Annotated in this window: 13 protein-coding genes; 5 read left to right on the forward strand and 8 right to left on the reverse strand. The window is 38.8% G+C overall.

Annotated features, from left to right (window positions below; genetic code table 11):
• Window positions 1-244: 244 nt before the first annotated feature.
• The 4 genes from Xsto_RS12275 to Xsto_RS12290 form a co-directional block, all read right to left on the reverse strand.
• On the reverse strand, window positions 245-1,813 hold the full coding sequence (locus Xsto_RS12275; RefSeq protein ID WP_099125236.1) for an AbgT family transporter: 1,569 nt from the start codon (window positions 1,811-1,813) through the stop codon (window positions 245-247).
• 480 nt (window positions 1,814-2,293) lie between these two features.
• Window positions 2,294-3,589 carry an MFS transporter family glucose-6-phosphate receptor UhpC gene (uhpC, locus tag Xsto_RS12280; RefSeq protein ID WP_099125237.1) on the reverse strand — a complete coding sequence of 432 codons (1,296 nt, stop codon included), beginning with the start codon at window positions 3,587-3,589 and terminating at the stop codon, window positions 2,294-2,296.
• Between the two features lie 92 nt (window positions 3,590-3,681).
• Window positions 3,682-5,268 (reverse strand): MASE1 domain-containing sensor histidine kinase, encoded by a 1,587-nt coding sequence (locus tag Xsto_RS12285; RefSeq protein WP_099125238.1) that lies wholly within the window; start codon window positions 5,266-5,268, stop codon window positions 3,682-3,684.
• A gap of 3 nt (window positions 5,269-5,271) precedes the next feature.
• Window positions 5,272-5,901: a response regulator transcription factor gene (locus tag Xsto_RS12290; protein WP_099125239.1), complete on the reverse strand. Its 630-nt coding sequence runs from the start codon at window positions 5,899-5,901 to the stop codon at window positions 5,272-5,274.
• Between the two features lie 492 nt (window positions 5,902-6,393).
• Here Xsto_RS12290 and Xsto_RS12295 point away from each other — a divergent pair, with 492 nt between their 5' ends.
• Window positions 6,394-6,939, forward strand: a complete 546-nt coding sequence (locus Xsto_RS12295) for a cysteine hydrolase family protein (protein WP_099125240.1) — start codon at window positions 6,394-6,396, stop codon at window positions 6,937-6,939.
• 164 nt (window positions 6,940-7,103) lie between these two features.
• Here Xsto_RS12295 and speD read toward each other — a convergent pair whose 3' ends face one another.
• The 3 genes from speD to Xsto_RS12310 form a co-directional block, all read right to left on the reverse strand.
• A complete protein-coding gene (gene speD / locus Xsto_RS12300) occupies window positions 7,104-7,898 on the reverse strand; it encodes an adenosylmethionine decarboxylase (protein WP_099121460.1) in 795 nt (264 codons plus the stop codon).
• Between the two features lie 26 nt (window positions 7,899-7,924).
• Window positions 7,925-8,788 carry a polyamine aminopropyltransferase gene (gene speE / locus Xsto_RS12305; protein ID WP_099125241.1) on the reverse strand — a complete coding sequence of 288 codons (864 nt, stop codon included), beginning with the start codon at window positions 8,786-8,788 and terminating at the stop codon, window positions 7,925-7,927.
• Between the two features lie 104 nt (window positions 8,789-8,892).
• On the reverse strand, window positions 8,893-9,240 hold the full coding sequence (locus tag Xsto_RS12310; RefSeq protein WP_099125242.1) for a YacC family pilotin-like protein: 348 nt from the start codon (window positions 9,238-9,240) through the stop codon (window positions 8,893-8,895).
• A 525-nt stretch (window positions 9,241-9,765) separates the two neighbouring features.
• Between Xsto_RS12310 and Xsto_RS12315 the strand changes: the two genes are divergently transcribed.
• Window positions 9,766-10,653: a LysR family transcriptional regulator gene (locus Xsto_RS12315; protein ID WP_255398517.1), complete on the forward strand. Its 888-nt coding sequence runs from the start codon at window positions 9,766-9,768 to the stop codon at window positions 10,651-10,653.
• 108 nt (window positions 10,654-10,761) lie between these two features.
• Here Xsto_RS12315 and Xsto_RS12320 read toward each other — a convergent pair whose 3' ends face one another.
• Window positions 10,762-13,047 carry an FdhF/YdeP family oxidoreductase gene (locus Xsto_RS12320; RefSeq protein ID WP_099125243.1) on the reverse strand — a complete coding sequence of 762 codons (2,286 nt, stop codon included), beginning with the start codon at window positions 13,045-13,047 and terminating at the stop codon, window positions 10,762-10,764.
• Between the two features lie 690 nt (window positions 13,048-13,737).
• Here Xsto_RS12320 and Xsto_RS12325 point away from each other — a divergent pair.
• The 3 genes from Xsto_RS12325 to Xsto_RS12335 are packed head-to-tail and all read left to right on the forward strand — an operon-like array spanning window position 13,738 to window position 16,274.
• Window positions 13,738-15,120, forward strand: coding sequence for a cytochrome ubiquinol oxidase subunit I (locus tag Xsto_RS12325; protein WP_099125244.1), 1,383 nt, complete (start codon window positions 13,738-13,740; stop codon window positions 15,118-15,120).
• Window positions 15,110-16,117 carry a cytochrome d ubiquinol oxidase subunit II gene (cydB, locus tag Xsto_RS12330; RefSeq protein ID WP_099125245.1) on the forward strand — a complete coding sequence of 336 codons (1,008 nt, stop codon included), beginning with the start codon at window positions 15,110-15,112 and terminating at the stop codon, window positions 16,115-16,117. The genes Xsto_RS12325 and cydB overlap by 11 nt, the downstream gene beginning before the upstream one ends.
• Window positions 16,074-16,274: a DUF2474 domain-containing protein gene (locus Xsto_RS12335; RefSeq protein ID WP_099110513.1), complete on the forward strand. Its 201-nt coding sequence runs from the start codon at window positions 16,074-16,076 to the stop codon at window positions 16,272-16,274. Before cydB ends, Xsto_RS12335 begins: the two co-directional genes overlap by 44 nt.
• Window positions 16,275-16,456 lie beyond the last annotated feature (182 nt).

The following is a 16,456-nucleotide window of genomic DNA, read 5'->3' on the forward strand; positions in this document are numbered from 1 at the left end:
GCACGGAATTATGCCAGTATGGTGGCACTGGCCTTTATCATCGTCTGGCTACCCATGTGGTCAGAATAAATGATGAACACAAAACGTCAACAGACCCTAGTCAATTTGTGATAAAAATTTTGAGGGAGCATTTAATATTTTGTTTTAATTGAATTATGAAAAATAGTTTAGTGCTTATTTGATAATGAAAAATATAGAAATTATTGCCCTGTAAATACTCAGGGCAATAATGAATCTAAAGGTATTAACCAGCGGGCGTATAGTAAATGGGCGAACCTGGGCCGACAGGCAAACCAAGAACAAAGACCCAGAGATAGAAGAATAGTGACCAACCCACCATAAATACCACGGAATAAGGTAGCATCATGGTGACCATTGTCCCGATACCGGCATCTTTTTTATATCTTACGGTAATTGCCATAATCAGCCCAAAGTAACTCATCATCGGGGTGATGATATTGGTGACAGAATCACCAATACGGTAAGCAGCCTGAATAGTTTCTGGAGCATAACCTGCCAGCATCAGCATAGGTACAAATATGGGGGCGGTTACGGCCCATTGTGCAGATGCTGAACCAATCATCAGATTAATAAAAGCACAAATCAGGATGAAGCAGATAAATAATAGGCCACCGTGTAGGTTAATTTCATTAAGGAAGTTTGCTCCTTTTACTGCAATAATTTGACCGATATTTGTCCAGCCAAAGAAGGCAACAAATTGGGAGGCGAAGAAAATAATAACCAGATATAAACCCAGATTACTCATGGATTGTGCCATGCCATCGACTACATCTTTATTGGATTTGATGGTTTTTGCGACATAGCCGTAGACAATGCCAGGCACAGCAAAGAAGATAAAAATAAAGACAACAATAGATTTCAGGAAGGGTGAATTGCCGATTAACCCAGTTTCCTGATTACGTAATATACTGTTTTCCGGTATAACGTTCAGTGCCAAAATGACACTGAGAGCAGCAAACGTTAGTGAAGCGGCTATAAGCGCTTTCTTTTCCTGGGGAGTGATTTCAGCGGAACTTTTAAACGTACTTTCATCTTCATTCAGGGTATTTGTATATGGGCCTAATTGTGGTTCAACAATTTTTTCAGTCACCAAATAACCCAGAATAGAAATCAGGAAGGTGCTGGCAAACATGAAATACCAGTTAGCTTCAGCCCCAACAGTATAAGACGGATCGATGATCTGTGCCGCTTGCTGTGTAATTCCCGAAAGCAGAGGATCAACCGTTCCCAGTAATAGGTTGGCAGAATAACCGCCGGATACGCCGGCAAATGCTGCTGCCAGACCCGCAAGTGGGTGGCGCCCAAGGGAGTGGAAGATGATAGCGGCTAGTGGAATCAGTACCACATAACCCAGTTCGGAGGCAGTATTTGACATAATACCAGCAAACACAATGGCTAAAGTGGTTAATTTGGGTGGCGCTTTTACCACGACCAACCTCATCAGAGCAGACAGCAATCCTGAGCGTTCTGCAATACCGACACCAAGCATGGCAACTAACACTGTTCCCAAGGGAGCAAAGCCAGTAAAGTTTGTTACCAAATTAGAGAGAATTTTACGAATTCCATCTGCGTCAAGTAAGCTGACAATATGGATCACTCCATCTGCCGCCCGGCCTTTTGCCCCTTCAGGGCGTGGATCAAGAACTGTGATGTCAAAATATTGCCCGATTGCTGAAGAGACTAACAAAATAGCAATCAGGATAATAAAAAGAATAACAGGATGAGGTAAAGCATTTCCTAGCCACTCCACTGTTCGTAGAAAGCGACTTCCGTTTTGTTTTTTAGTTAACATAGTTTCTCCTTCTAATACAGAGCAACGGAAGTTACATAATGTTTTGATTTTTTGCTATATAGTAAATATTCGAGTGTAGGATGGGGTATCAGGTAGTGTTTTATTTTGTTGTTGTTTTATTTTCTTTTTGTATCAATGCATTGATGATGATAGATGTTATTTCCATGAAGGAAAATAGCCGTAAATAAGAATGATAATAAATTTCAGAAATGTGTTCTATATAGCATTTATGCCGTTGGGTTTATGAAAGGTCGCCGGTGTTTTTAGACTGATATTTTTAATTTTTCGATATAAGTATAGAGTGTTTTTTGTATTGATAATGAAACGATAACATAGTATTTATATTTAACTATGTTATCGTTTCATTTTTTAGATGGAAGCCCAAATGGATAAGTGATTTATTCAGAAAGCCATTCTATTTTGTATTTATATAAATAATATTTAAGGTTTCTATTGAAATAAAAAATGGAACAAATTTTTTTAAGATGGACTATTGAATTTACTCGAATTAGATATTAATAGTGGCATCAGTAATAACCCCATTAATGCAGACGCTAACGTAATTAGAGCAAACATACCAGACCAGTCATAATGATTAATCACTTGACTCAATGGCCAGCCTGCGATAGCTGCACTCAGATAGGAATATAATCCGAGGTAGCCTGTAACAGTACCCGCAGCATTCTTATGACAATATTCTGTCGCAGCCAACCCAATTAACATTTGTGGACCGAAAACAAAAAAGCCAATACTAAAAATACAGGTAGCTAGTAAGGCACTATTTTGTATGGGGACTAGCCAAAGTGCTGTAACTGAAAAGAATAATCCCAGAGAAAATAATAAAATCATAGGGGCTCGCTGGCTACGAAAAAGTAAGTCTGACCCCCATCCTGAGCAGAGTGCTCCTAATAATCCTCCTAATTCAAATAATGAGAGAATCGTATTTGTGTTGAGTAAATCAGAACCATGTTTTTCTGTTAACCAAAGACTTCCCCAGTCATGTATTGCTGTTCTGATGAAATAGATCAGAATATAGGAAATACCAAGCAACCAGATAATGCGATTAAACACAATTGTTTCTTTTAAAATTTTTATCATTGGCATTGGTGGGGATAGTTGCTCTTGCCTCAGTTCCAGATGATCTTGTCGCCAACTCCCAATGCTGGGTAATCCATTTTCTTGCGGAATACCACGTAATTGTTGACATAACCAAATTCCAAGTAAAATACTAACTATTCCAGGAAATAGTAGTGCTACTTTCCAACTATATATTGTTGCCAGCAATGTAGATAATAGAGTTAGAAGGATTCCACTGAGGTTAATTGAAATATTCCAACATCCCCACCAGAACCCTCGTTCGCTACGAGAATACCAATAAGTTAGTAGACGTGCACATGGAGGCCAGCCCCAGCCCTGAAAAAAACCATTCAGTGTCCAGATGATCAATATAGCTGGTAATGAAGAGCAAAATGTAAGGATAATATTAAGTATTCCGGTCATTAATAGTCCAACACCCATAAACCAGCGATAGCCTGTATAGTCATGGAAAATACCGGATACAAACTTTGAAACACCATAAGAAAGATAAAAGAGGCTGGCGATCCAGCCAATATCATTTTTATCTAATACTAGCTCTATTTGCATTGCTGGCATAACAACATTTAAACTTCTGCGTGTAAGCTGAAATGTAGCATAACCAATCAATATTGATAACAATAAATGAACTCGCCAATAACGATATTCCTGTGAGACCCAGCTATTGCCATCGGCTAGCATAATAATATTTCTCCATGAAAGTAATTTTTTATTGATAAATGACTCATCTCATTTTTAAATTTGATTTTTTACATGTTATTACATGTAAAAAATCAATCTGATGGTTTAATGTGCTCATGATAATTTATGGGCAAGTTAATCACAATATGTGTTCCTTTTTGTGATTTTAATAACCAGTTTCCACCAAGTATCTGAACTCGCTCTTCAATACCTTTTAATCCAAAACCTGCATTTTTCTTTCCTTCAGTGATTCCGACTCCATTGTCACTTATACGAAGTTTAATAAACTTCCCTTTTTGTTTTAATGTAATAATTATTATATCAGCACCCGAATGCTTATTTATATTATTTAGAAGCTCTTGAATGAATCTATATAGAGTCAAAATGATAGTACTATCATGAGGCTCCTGTGATAATTGATAATTGAACTGACAGGAAATATTCCTCTCTTCGAAAGCAAACTCATTTACCAGATGGCGAATTGCCTGTTCAAATGACATTTCATCCAAGACAGGAGGACGTAATTCGCGAAGAAGTTGGCGGGTAGAGTGGTGTATTTGCTGAGCAATGGATTTAATCTGATCAGCGGCTTTTATTGTTAACGGAGAATTTGCTGTTCGTTTCACTAAGGTAGATTGAATTTGAATTGCAGTAATATTTTGTCCAATTTCATCATGTAATTCTCTGGCAATATTTTTACGAATGTTTTCTTCGATATGGACTATCTTTTGCATTAGAATTTGTCGTGCAGCTAATTCCTGTTCCAGTTGTGTGCGATAACGATTGAGATTTTCTGTTAATCGCTGTTGATGGATAAGATTGCCGGCTAATTGCTGTTGACGGCTGATGGCAATACCAAGTCCTATACCCAATAGAGCTTGTGTTGTTAAGAAAATTTCCAGTTCCTGTAATTCACTAAAAGAGCCACTGAAGTGGCGAGCAGATGTTACTATCAGGCTGCCTAATAAAGCGGAGAAAACTCCTCCTTGCCAGCCGTAACGATAGGCCATAAATACATTAGGAATGAAGACTAAAATTGACAGAATTCCTTCAATTTTAGGTGATAAAAAGAATTGACCACTTACACCAAGTAAGCTGAATAGGAAACACCACATCAGTAATGATGTATGTAATTGTGGATAAGAGGAGTTATCAGTAATATTTTTCCTTTTAAGGTTTTGCTCGTATAAATAGATATATATAAGATAAATAAAAGGAGATAGAAGAACCCCACCTGTTAGCGATGTGAGAAAAATGAGGTTAGCCTTACTGGGTAATAAAAAAATTAAGAAAAGGGTCTGTAAAAGGCTATTGGCTATTACGCCAGATAATAATATAGATATTTGTTGCCAATAAAGAGAATGGTTTTTCCATATCTTTTTTACAATGATGATTGTAGCCAAGCTGATAAATGGAGAGAGTAATATACTTATGTTCGTAATAAGTTGCTCATGATAGAACCACATTAATATGCTGATTTCACTTATAATAAGAATAGCGATATAACGTCGCCATAATAAAATCATTAATACCAGCCTCAGTCCCTGAGGTAAAAATAGTGCCGCCTGTTGCCCATTTTTACTCAGATAAAAACTGATTATCCATAGAGAGATCCAGGTAAATGAGTAAAAAATCAGTAGAAACAGAGCTTGCAAGCTAAAGCGTATTTTACAATTCATTCACTAACCCGCAATAATCTGATTTTTTAATGCGTAATGCACGAGTTCAATAGTGGAGTCACACTGTAATTTACTAAGGATATTAGCACGGTGGACATGTACAGTCTTTGGACTTAATTTAAGTTGCTCCGCAATACTTTTCGCATTTACTCCATGGATTAAAAGATTAAAAATTTCTCGTTCCCGTGGAGTGAGCACTTGTAGTACATCTAATTCTTGTGGCTTTTGGCGTAGAGCTTTCATGGCGTCGGCACAAAGGTAAATGTCTCCATTGTGGACTGTACGTACTGCTTGCACCAGTTCTTCTGCTCCACAACATTTTGTCAGATAGCCACGAGCTCCTGAATCAAGCGCAGTTTGTACAAGCGCCGCAGTATCATAAATGCTGAGCATGATCGTATAAAAATTTAGGTGTTTTGGACGTAGGCGCGCAAGGAGTTGTAAACCATTTTCATGTGGCATGGCGATATCCATAATAGCTATGTCTATATTTTTTACCAGCAGATCTGGCCATGCTTCTTTACTGTTACTGTACTGCCCGACAATTGTAATATCATCTTCTAGTGTTAGTAATTGGGCAAACCCTGAACGAACCACAACGTGATCATCAATAAGTGCAACTTTTATCTTCATGTTTATTTATGGTATTTTTATTATGAATTTATCTTATGAATCATAATGTTCGTGAAAAAGCATCAGTGCAACTAAAAGAATCAAATTTGCAATGAAGATAACAAATTAGACTGTTATTTGAGTTAATAACATACATGATAATTCATTTGTATTATTATTTATGTTTTAATTCATGGATTTTTTTGATGTTATCTGTCATTAAATTAACCTGAATATATAAAATAAGAATGGGTTTTTATTAGATTATTTATTCCACAATCCGGGAAGGCTGAATATACTACGAATAGAGGTGTTTTCTTTATCTAATAATAAAAATAAATTTGTTATTTGTTATTTGTTATTTGTTATTTGTTATTTGTTGATATAAAAGGAATTTTATATGTTATTTAAATAACGCGATCTTATAGTGGCTATTTTCTTATATATAGTGAATTATAAACAGTAGTTTCATTTCATACTAATATTTCTTCATGTAAAAACAAGGTTGGCTAAATGAAAGCACTTATCGTAATTGACATGTTGAATGATTTTGTAACTGGCGCTCTCGCAAATGAAGCGAATGTAATTCCCATTATTCCTGTAATACAGAAAATGCTTAATCATGCCAGAACTAATCCTGATTGGTTAGTTGTGTATGCCAATGATTCACATTGGGAAGATGACCGGGAGATAGCTATTTGGGGTAGGCATGCCATGAGGGGGACATCTGGTGCTGATGTTATTGATGCTCTGGCTCCCATCGGAGCAAAGCGTGAAATCGTCTCCCCTAAACGGTTTTATGGTGCTTTTGATGGTACAAATCTTGGCGCTATTTTCGAACAATATGGTGTGACAGAAGTGGTATTGACTGGCCAGCATACCGATTGTTGCGTTCGGCACACAGCTTATGGCGCATTTGTTCGTGGCTATGGTATTAAAGTATTATCTGATGCTGTTTGTGTTTTTCTGCAAGCAGATCAGAATGAAGCACTTAATTATCTTAAATCAATTTATGGTGTTGAAATTACAACAAGTACAGAGCTTGGTGTATATTCGTGATAACTATTTGATGAATTAAACCCTTTATATTTGGATTAACTTTTCATATTTCAGATTGAGATTTTATTGGCTGGATAACTGGAAATACAATGGGCATGAAACGAATAATATGACTGGCAGATATTTTATCTGCCAGTAAATTTACTGAAACGAAAGGATAATATTTAAATCTCTGGTAAATTACGACCGTAGTAGATTTCCTGTATCTCTTTTTTAAGCAGGTGGATAATTTCCTGCTTTTCTGTTTCGTTTAACTCTTCAGCTGTGGTATTGAATAAATATTCATTCAGATCAAATTCTTTCAGCATCATTTTGGTATGAAAAAGGTTTTCCTGAAAAATATTCACATCCATCATATGGTATTGAGACTGGATCTCTTCAGTCACGTAATTTTGAATGGAGCTAATCTCATGATCGATATACAGTTTTACTCCGTTAATATCCCGGGTAAAACCGCGAACACGGTAATCCATTGTTACAATGTCAGATTCCAATTCATGGATCAGATAATTAAGTGCCTTAAGGGGTGAAATTACACCACAAGTAGAGACTTCAATATCTGCCCTGAATGTGCATATGCCGCCATCAGGATGGCTTTCCGGATAGGTATGTACACAGATATGGCTCTTATCCAGATGGGCGACGACAGAATCAGGAAGAGGCCCCGGGTTTTCTGTATTATCCACCAGTTTGGGATCTACGGGTTCTTCACTAATCAGAATGGTTACGCTTGCCCCTTGAGGGTCATAGTCTTGACGGGCAATATTAAGAATGTTTGCACCAATGATTGAACAGGTTTCACTGAGGATTTCAGTTAAGCGGTTTGCATTGTACTGTTCATCAATGTACGCGATATAACTGTCGCGATCGGCTTTCGTTTTTGCATAACAAATATCGTAAATACAGAAACTTAAGCTTTTTGTGAGATTGTTAAAGCCGTGCAATTTCAGTTTACGCAATTTACTTCACCTCCCGGCATGGGTGACTATTGGTTTCCAGATAGAGAATCCAGCAAATACTGTGGCAGGGCAAAGCTACCTGCATGTATGGCTGGGGTATAGTAACGACAGGTTATCTCCGCATTATCGAAACGCTGTTGCAGGAGTTTCAGGGGCGTCTGACGCAGGGCTGGGTTTTGTGTTGCCCATGCAAACGTCATGATCCCGCCGTAATAAGTAGGAATAGCGGCCTGATAAAAACTGCTGTCAGCAAAATAGTGGTTCAGTTTTTTGTGGCTGGTAATGGCTTCGTCTTGTTGCAGGAAACAAACACCATTCTGGGCGACAAAAACGCCTCCTTCATTCAGGCAGCGAGCACAGCCTTCATAAAATTCAGATGTGAATAAACTTTCGCCGGGCCCTTCTGGATCGGTACAATCGGAGATGATGACATCAAACTTATCAGAAGTTGTATTGACAAAGTTGACGCCATCATCAATAACAAGTTTGAAACGGGGATCATCGTACGCCCCTGCATTATGGTTTGGTAAGTATTGGCGGCAGAATTCGATAACTCCGGCATCAATTTCTACCATAGTGATGTTTTCGAGATATTGATGGCGGCAAACTTCACGCAACATGCCACCATCTCCACCACCGATAATCAAAACGCGTTTGGCATTTCCATGAGCAAATAGTGGTACATGGGCCATCATTTCGTGATAAATAAACTCATCGCGTTCAGTCGTTTGTACTACGCCATCAAGAGCCATAATGCGACCCAGTTCCGCATTTTCAAAAATAATGAGATCCTGATGCTCGGTTTTATTGTGATAGAGCACATTTTCAACCGTGAAATACTGACCAAAATTGGTATGTAATGTTTCATACCAAGTGTTTTTCTGTGACATCTATTGGTATTCCCCCATTGTGGCCCCCATAATTATGAGGCGCACATAATAGCCAACAACAGAATTAGTTGCACTGTGATATTTGCCAGAGAGTGACAATAAAATTATTTTACATAAGCAAGCAGGCTGAGGGAGCGGCGTGCAAGAGAGCGGCATTTTACCTCATGAGGCAGGTCGATTCCCTTCAGATCGTTGTAGCCCTGTTGATTCAGTTCCTCCATTAACTGACCATCATAATTCCCGAGATCCCATTTATTACGCTGGGCAAAATAGACAACCGTACGTCTGATTTCTCTATCTGGGATCTGGCTATAGCCACAATCATATTTTAGGTAGATGTAAACTGCTGTGAGATCAGCAAGATCTTCCGCTTCACTTTCGGACAAAGCTTTCACAGGTTGTGTGAAACCAAATAGAACCAGGGCGTAAGCCAATAATGCAAATTTTCTCATAGTTCCTATTATATTGATTTTCTACTGTTTTGCCTAAGTTAACATATTAATATATTCATTAGCCAAACTTTATTTCCCTGAATTGGGGAAAATCTCGTGGAGATGAAATTCAAATCATATGCGAAGTTGATGAATAATGGGTGTTTGTCGGTAACAGGAAAAATCAATCAAGATATTTTCGAGCGAAATTTCTCTGCTAATGCGATAGGCCCCAATTTATACTAAGGCAATTCCGGAAGCAAAATCATGTGTATTATTATCCGTTACCGGTCCCAAAATTTACTCTGATATATCATCTATGTCGATCATTTTTCCAGTGATGATGAGTCAGATGTGAGCAGTTTTAATTGCTTGATTTTAGGCACCACAGGATCAACCATAGTTCTACAGCTTGTAGATAAAAGAGCAGATAGTATTACATCAATGATATTGATAATTTTTTGAAGCAGGTGAAGCACCATATAATTAGTAAATCTTTTACTTACAGCCGCTTACCTGCTCATCGCCGAGGAAAATCCCATCGATATTAAACAGTTATTTTATTTAATCGCATTAGATAAAACTCAGCACTTTGGACAAGCGGCAGAAATGTGTCATGTCACTCAGCCAACGCTCTCTATGCGACTAAGGAATCTTGAAAAAGAGCTTGATGTTATTTTGATAAAACGAAGCTCGCGCTTTGAAGGATTTACAGAAGAAGGTGAAAAAATATTAAAGTGGGCTAAAACTATGCAGTCAGCCTATGAAGGGCTACAGGCAGAAGCTGCTAATTTTCGCCAGCAATTGTTAGGCCAGCTTCGTATTGGCATTGTTCCTCTGACTAATATTGAGCCAATGCTAATGTTACAACATCTTTCTGAAACATTTACTGAAATACGCTTTCAAGTAAGTTCGGGCCACAGTGAAAAAATTATTGATGATCTTAATAGTAACCGTTTAGATATTGGTATTTGTTATCTGGAAAAGGCGGATACTCATCAACATGATATTTATTCCCTGAAGAAAACAAAGCTCGGGCTTTTATTTAACCGAACACAATTTACTCCTGCCACACCAACAGTCACGTGGGAAATGGTAGCAACATTACCACTGGCACTTATCAGTCAGGCGAATTATTTTCGCCAATCGATCGATCTTGCTTTTCAGCGTTATAATCTTCAACCTAAAATAATTCTTGAAAGTGATTCTACACTGCATCTTATTCAGTCAGTCAATTCTGGCTTTTGTGCCTCTATCATTCCTATTACTAAAAAAATGGAAAAACTAAGTGATAATATCGATATTATTCCAATAGAGGATGCTGTTATTAATGCTTCACTTGGTATATTGATCCGCCGAGAAGAGCCTCGTTCGGTATTAATTGAAACCTGCTTTGCTAATATGTGCGACTATGTAGAAAAGATCAATATTTAGGAATGTAGATATATTTTACCTTAGCAGATAATAAATAGTTAAGCTCACGAGAATAATAGTCGCACAATAATACGTGCGACTATTTTCATTGAAAAAGACTTTCGGTAATTAAGCTGATTTTTCCTGTTGTGAAAAAACTCTTACCGGCACTGATTTATAAGACGGTGTACCACTTTCTTTATCAATATAATCTAATGGAATTAAAACATTTGCTTCTGGATAATAAGCAGCAACAGTGCCCGGAGCAATACTGAATGAAATGACAGTTATATCTTTGAGGAATAACTTTCGGTTTTGGCTCACTGTTTCAATAATGATTTTATCACCATGCTTTAAACCACGAGCTTCCAGATCAACATCATTCATAAACAGCACATCACGTCGTCCAAATACTCCACGATAACGATCATCTAATGCATAAATGGTTGTATTATATTGGTCATGACTACGAATAGTCATTAGACGCAATACATCTTCACCCAGCACATCTGCGTTTTCTTTCACCCCTTTAAACACAGAAAACATTGCCTTGCCCGTTGGGGTTGGCCAAATTCGCTCTGTTGGTGGCAATGGCATACGAAATCCGCCCGGAGTCCGGATGCGTTGATTGTAGTTATCAAAGCCAGGAATAGTTTTCTCAATCAAATCACGGATAAGATCGTAGCTTTCGGTATAGCGTAACCATGGTGTTTTACTCTTCAGTAAAGTGGCTGCCGCCATTTCAGCCACAATAACAGGCTCAGATTTTAACAGTGGTGATGCTGGCGTTAATTTTCCCGATGATGCATGAACCATTGACATGGAATCTTCGACCGTAATGGATTGACGCCCTAATTCCCTGATATCTAATTCAGTTCTGCCTAAACAAGGTAAAATAAAGGTTTCTTTCGCCACGAGTAAATGAGAACGATTAAGCTTAGTTCCGATATGCACACTCAAATCGAGTTTTTTCATTGCTGAAAATGATAGTTCAGGATCAGGTAATGCCACTGCAAAGTTTCCGCCAAGACAAAGCAGCGCCTTCACGCGCCCGTCCACCATCGCCTGCATCGCTTTAACCGCATCGTGCCCGTGTTCATAAGGGGGCTTAAACCCGAAAACTTCTTCCAGTTTTTGTAAGAATTCCGGCGATGGTTTTTCTGTAATACCAACGGTACGGTTACCCTGAACATTAGAGTGACCACGAAGTGGGCATATTCCAGCCCCGGATTTGCCGATATTGCCTTTCATGAGTAGCAAATCGGCAATTAACCGGACATTCGCGGTTCCTTTATTATGCTGAGTTATTCCCATACCATAAGTGACGATGGTCGCATCTGAATTAGCGTACAACAGCGCGACATTTTCAATATCGGCTTGAGAAATACCACTTTCATTCTCAATATCTTTCCAGGAAGTACAGCGCAGTTCTTCTTTGACTGCATCAAATCCCAAGGTATGTGTTGCAATAAACTCATGATCGAGAATATTCCCGCGTTTTTCATCCCATTCTAATAAGACTTTCATGATGCCTTTCAGTGCTGCTGCATCACCTCCCGCTTTTACCTGATAGTAAGAAGAGGCGATATTCGTTGAGCTATAGGTCGCCATTTCAATCATATTTTGCGGATCGGTGAAACGTTCTAATGCGCGTTCACGTAGTGGATTAAACACCACTATAGGCACACCACGGCGAGCAGCCTCATGCAATGTTCCCATCATTCGTGGGTGGTTAGTCCCGGGATTATGACCGATAGAAATAATCAGCTGAGTTTTATCAAAGTCATCTAATGAAACAGTGCCTTTACCAATGCCAATGGATTGAGGCAGACCCACACTGGTGGGTTCATGGCACATATTGGAGCAATCCGGGAAATTATTTGTGCCGTATTCTCTGGCGAAGAGCTGAAATAAATAGGCAGCTTCATTCGAAGCTCGTCCTGATGTGTAAAATTCGACCTCAGAAGGTGATGGTATTTCTCTTAAAATTTCACCGATACGACGGCAGGCAGCTTCCCACGAAACAGGAACCAGTTTATCAGTGGCAGTATCATAAGCCAGTGGATGAGTTAAACGCCCATATCCTTCCAATTCATAATCTGATTTTTCCAGTAAAGTGCTCACGGTATTTTCAGCCAGAAACTCAGGCGTGACACGTTTTTTGGTGGCTTCCCACGTCACAGCTTTTGCGCCATTCTCACAAAACTGGAATGTAGAGTTGTGTTCTTTATCAGGCCAGGCACATCCGGGGCAATCAAAACCGTCGGGTTGGTTAGTATTTAGCAAGGTCTTTGGCGCAACAAAAGCATCCATCTGAGTACGAACAGCAGTCGCCGTTGCTTTTAATGCTCCCCATCCGCCCGCGGGGCCATGGTAAGGATGTACACCCGGCACGGTTGATTTATTTTTACTCATATCTACATTCCTAACATTTATTAATAATCTTTTTTATAAAAATATGCAGGTGAATATTTGAATCGAGATAGGTATATCAACGAATAGATATTACAAAATAAAAAAGATAAGTCATATATAAAAAGATAAGTAAATATTAACTTTGCTTTACAAAAAATGAATAAAAAATATTAAATTTACTTTTGAGAAGGTTTTAAATATAAACACTCTTTTCTGTTCCTTAGAAACATTAGAACAAGATATTTGTGAAGTCAACCAAAATGATTTTGACTTATCTTTATCATAGATACCATCTATCATTCGATAAACTTAATTTATTTGACTCTGAGATACAATGAGTTAAAAATACGTATCACTATAAAAATAAAACAAAAGGATTAAAAAACACGTGTAAATTAATGGAGTACATAAAGATTAATGTAAAAAAATGCATGACGTTATATGACTTAATATATATTGGTGTTATTGGGTTCAATGAATATTGAAAATGATAAATAACAAAAGGAGAACTTGGGTTAATGTATTAATGGAAGTCACCTGCTCATTAAAAAGTTAATTTTATAATATCTATTGGTAGACATTATAAAATCTCAATATTGAGGTTTGTTTTTATTAAAAACAAACTAACAATAAGGTAAAATAAATAATGAAAAATATCATCGCACATATATTAATGCTGATGGAGGCGTTATGTTCGGACTAGACGCTTTTCATCTTGCCAGAATCCAATTCGCTTTCACTGTATCATTTCATATTATCTTTCCGGCTTTAACCATTGGCCTGGCCAGTTTTCTTGCAATCCTAGAAGGTTTATGGCTAAAAACAAAAGAGGAAAGTTATCTGAGTCTATACCACTTCTGGATAAAAATTTTTGCCGTTAACTTTGGGATGGGGGTTGTTTCCGGTTTGGTAATGGCCTATCAGTTCGGCACAAACTGGAGTGGTTTCTCACAATTTGCCGGCAGCATTACAGGCCCGTTATTGACTTATGAGGTGCTTACCGCCTTCTTTCTTGAAGCTGGTTTCCTCGGCATTATGTTATTTGGTTGGAATAAGGTCGGTAGAAAACTGCACTTTTTTGCCACTTGCATGGTGGCAGTAGGAACCATTATTTCTACTTTCTGGATCCTCTCTTCAAACAGCTGGATGCAAACACCTCAGGGATATCACATCGAAAATGGTATTGTTATTCCTGATAACTGGCTACAGATAATATTTAATCCTTCATTTCCTTACCGCCTATTACACATGTCTGTCGGTGCATTCCTTGCCAGCGCCCTGTTTATCGCAGCCTGTGCGGCTTGGTTATTGCTGCGTGGCAAGGACACAGCGCCTGTACGTAAAATGCTTTCTATGGCGTTATGGCTAATTTTAATTATTGCTCCCATTCAGGCGGTTATTGGTGATGCACATGGACTGAATACCCTTGAACATCAGCCAGCAAAAATTGCTGCTATTGAAGGGCATTGGAGTAATACATCGAGTGAAGCAACGCCACTGATCTTATTTGGTATTCCAGACATGAATGAAGAGAAAACAAAATATGCGCTGGAAGTCCCTTATCTGGGTAGCCTTATCCTGACCCATAGCCTGGAAAAACAAATTCCCGCTCTTAAGTCTTTCCCTCCCGAAAACAGGCCTAACGCGACCATTATTTTCTGGTCATTCCGAATCATGGCAGGTCTCGGTATGCTGATGATTTTATTAGGGATAGCCGGTGTTTTACTGCGGAAAAAACAGAAAATATACCGTTCTCGTGCATTTTTACGTTTTGCTCTTTGCATGGGGCCTTCTGGTTTAATCGCTATTCTCGCTGGTTGGTTTACGACTGAAATTGGCCGACAACCGTGGGTGGTCTATGGGTTACAGCGTACAAAAGATGCTGTTTCAGCGCACGGCGATATGCAAATGAGCTTAAGTTTATTGCTCTTTATTTTGGTCTATTTTTCTGTTTTCGGTATTGGGTACTTTTATATGATGCGTCTGGTGAAACAGGGGCCCGAAGAAATAGCATCTCCAAGTCATTCTGAAATGCAGCAACCGATTAGTGGAGAAAAACAGAATGGGTATTGATCTTTCTATTATCTGGTTTGTCATCATTATCTTCGCCACGCTGATGTACATTGTTGCTGATGGCTTTGATTTGGGTATCGGTATCATATTGCCTTTTACCAAAGATCCTACCGAACGGGATGTGATGGTTAATACTGTCGCCCCTGTATGGGATGGAAATGAAACGTGGCTGGTATTAGGTGGTGCTGCGCTATATGGCGCTTTTCCACTGGCTTACTCCGTTATTATTGATGCGTTAACTATTCCGCTGACACTGATGCTAGTCGGGCTTATTTTCCGTGGAGTTGCTTTTGAATTCCGCTTTAAAGCACTGCCAGAACATCGCGCTTTCTGGGATCGTGCTTTTATTGGTGGTTCACTATTAACGACATTTTGTCAGGGGATTACTGTTGGTGCGGTGATTAATGGCTTTGAGATAACAGGCCGCCATTTTAGTGGCTCTGCACTCTCATGGCTTGCACCTTTTCCGCTATTTTGTGGTTTTGGGTTGATTATTGCTTATGCTTTATTAGGCAGCTCATGGTTAATCATGAAAACGGAGTACCGGTTGCATCGTAAGATGTGCTCGTTGACCGTTTACTTAGCCCTCGCTTTATTGGCAGTCATTGCTGTCATTAGTATCTGGACACCTTTGGCACATGCAGATATTGCTTTGCGCTGGTTCAGTTTACCTAATCTCTACTTCTTGCTACCGGTCCCGCTATTAGTTTTAGCTAGCACATGGTGCCTTGTTCGTAGTGCCTATAACTATGGTAACTACGCGCCATTTTTCCTGACCTTGTTATTGATATTTTTAGGCTTCTCCGGTTTAGGTATCAGCCTGTGGCCTAATATTATTCCACCATCTGTTTCTATTTGGGATGCCGCTTCTCCACCACAAAGCCAAGGGTTTATGTTAGTGGGTGGGTTATTAATTATTCCCGTTGTCTTAGGTTACACAAGTTGGAGTTATTATGTTTTCCGAGGAAAAGTTAAATCAGGTGAAAACTATCACTAATCTTCATTTACCTCAGATAGAAAATCGGAATGACTCCCGTTGGTATAAGAAACTGGGGTGGATGATAACTATCTGGTCAGCAAGTGTGTTAAGCCTGGGGATCGTTGCAACACTGTTTAAATTATTAATGTACAGTGCCGGGATGAGGACACATTAGTAAGATAGGCCGCTCATTATGCGGCCTATTTTTGAGTGAGAACAGAACGTTCAAGCAAATCAGTTTCCACTGCTCCGCCGTTATCATTCCCAATGTGTTCGTTGGTATTTCGATGCGTTGAGTCTACGTAATTGATGTGACACCTCCCTTAGTGTTAGAAAGAAGGGAAGGGCCATCATGAC

This window comes from Xenorhabdus stockiae, assembly GCF_002632825.1.
Taxonomy (GTDB): Bacteria; Pseudomonadota; Gammaproteobacteria; order Enterobacterales; family Enterobacteriaceae; genus Xenorhabdus; species Xenorhabdus stockiae.

Coding starts and splice junctions, on each gene's coding strand:
- Xsto_RS12310 (WP_099125242.1), bottom strand. CDS start 9,240: ATGAGAAAATTTGCATTATTGGCTTACGCCCTGGTTCTATTTGGTTTC.
- Xsto_RS12285 (WP_099125238.1), bottom strand. CDS start 5,268: ATGAATTGTAAAATACGCTTTAGCTTGCAAGCTCTGTTTCTACTGATT.
- Xsto_RS12320 (WP_099125243.1), bottom strand. CDS start 13,047: ATGAGTAAAAATAAATCAACCGTGCCGGGTGTACATCCTTACCATGGC.
- Xsto_RS12295 (WP_099125240.1), top strand. CDS start 6,394: ATGAAAGCACTTATCGTAATTGACATGTTGAATGATTTTGTAACTGGC.
- Xsto_RS12325 (WP_099125244.1), top strand. CDS start 13,738: ATGTTCGGACTAGACGCTTTTCATCTTGCCAGAATCCAATTCGCTTTC.
- uhpC (WP_099125237.1), bottom strand. CDS start 3,589: ATGCTAGCCGATGGCAATAGCTGGGTCTCACAGGAATATCGTTATTGG.
- speE (WP_099125241.1), bottom strand. CDS start 8,788: ATGTCACAGAAAAACACTTGGTATGAAACATTACATACCAATTTTGGT.
- Xsto_RS12275 (WP_099125236.1), bottom strand. CDS start 1,813: ATGTTAACTAAAAAACAAAACGGAAGTCGCTTTCTACGAACAGTGGAG.
- cydB (WP_099125245.1), top strand. CDS start 15,110: ATGGGTATTGATCTTTCTATTATCTGGTTTGTCATCATTATCTTCGCC.
- Xsto_RS12335 (WP_099110513.1), top strand. CDS start 16,074: ATGTTTTCCGAGGAAAAGTTAAATCAGGTGAAAACTATCACTAATCTT.
- Xsto_RS12290 (WP_099125239.1), bottom strand. CDS start 5,901: ATGAAGATAAAAGTTGCACTTATTGATGATCACGTTGTGGTTCGTTCA.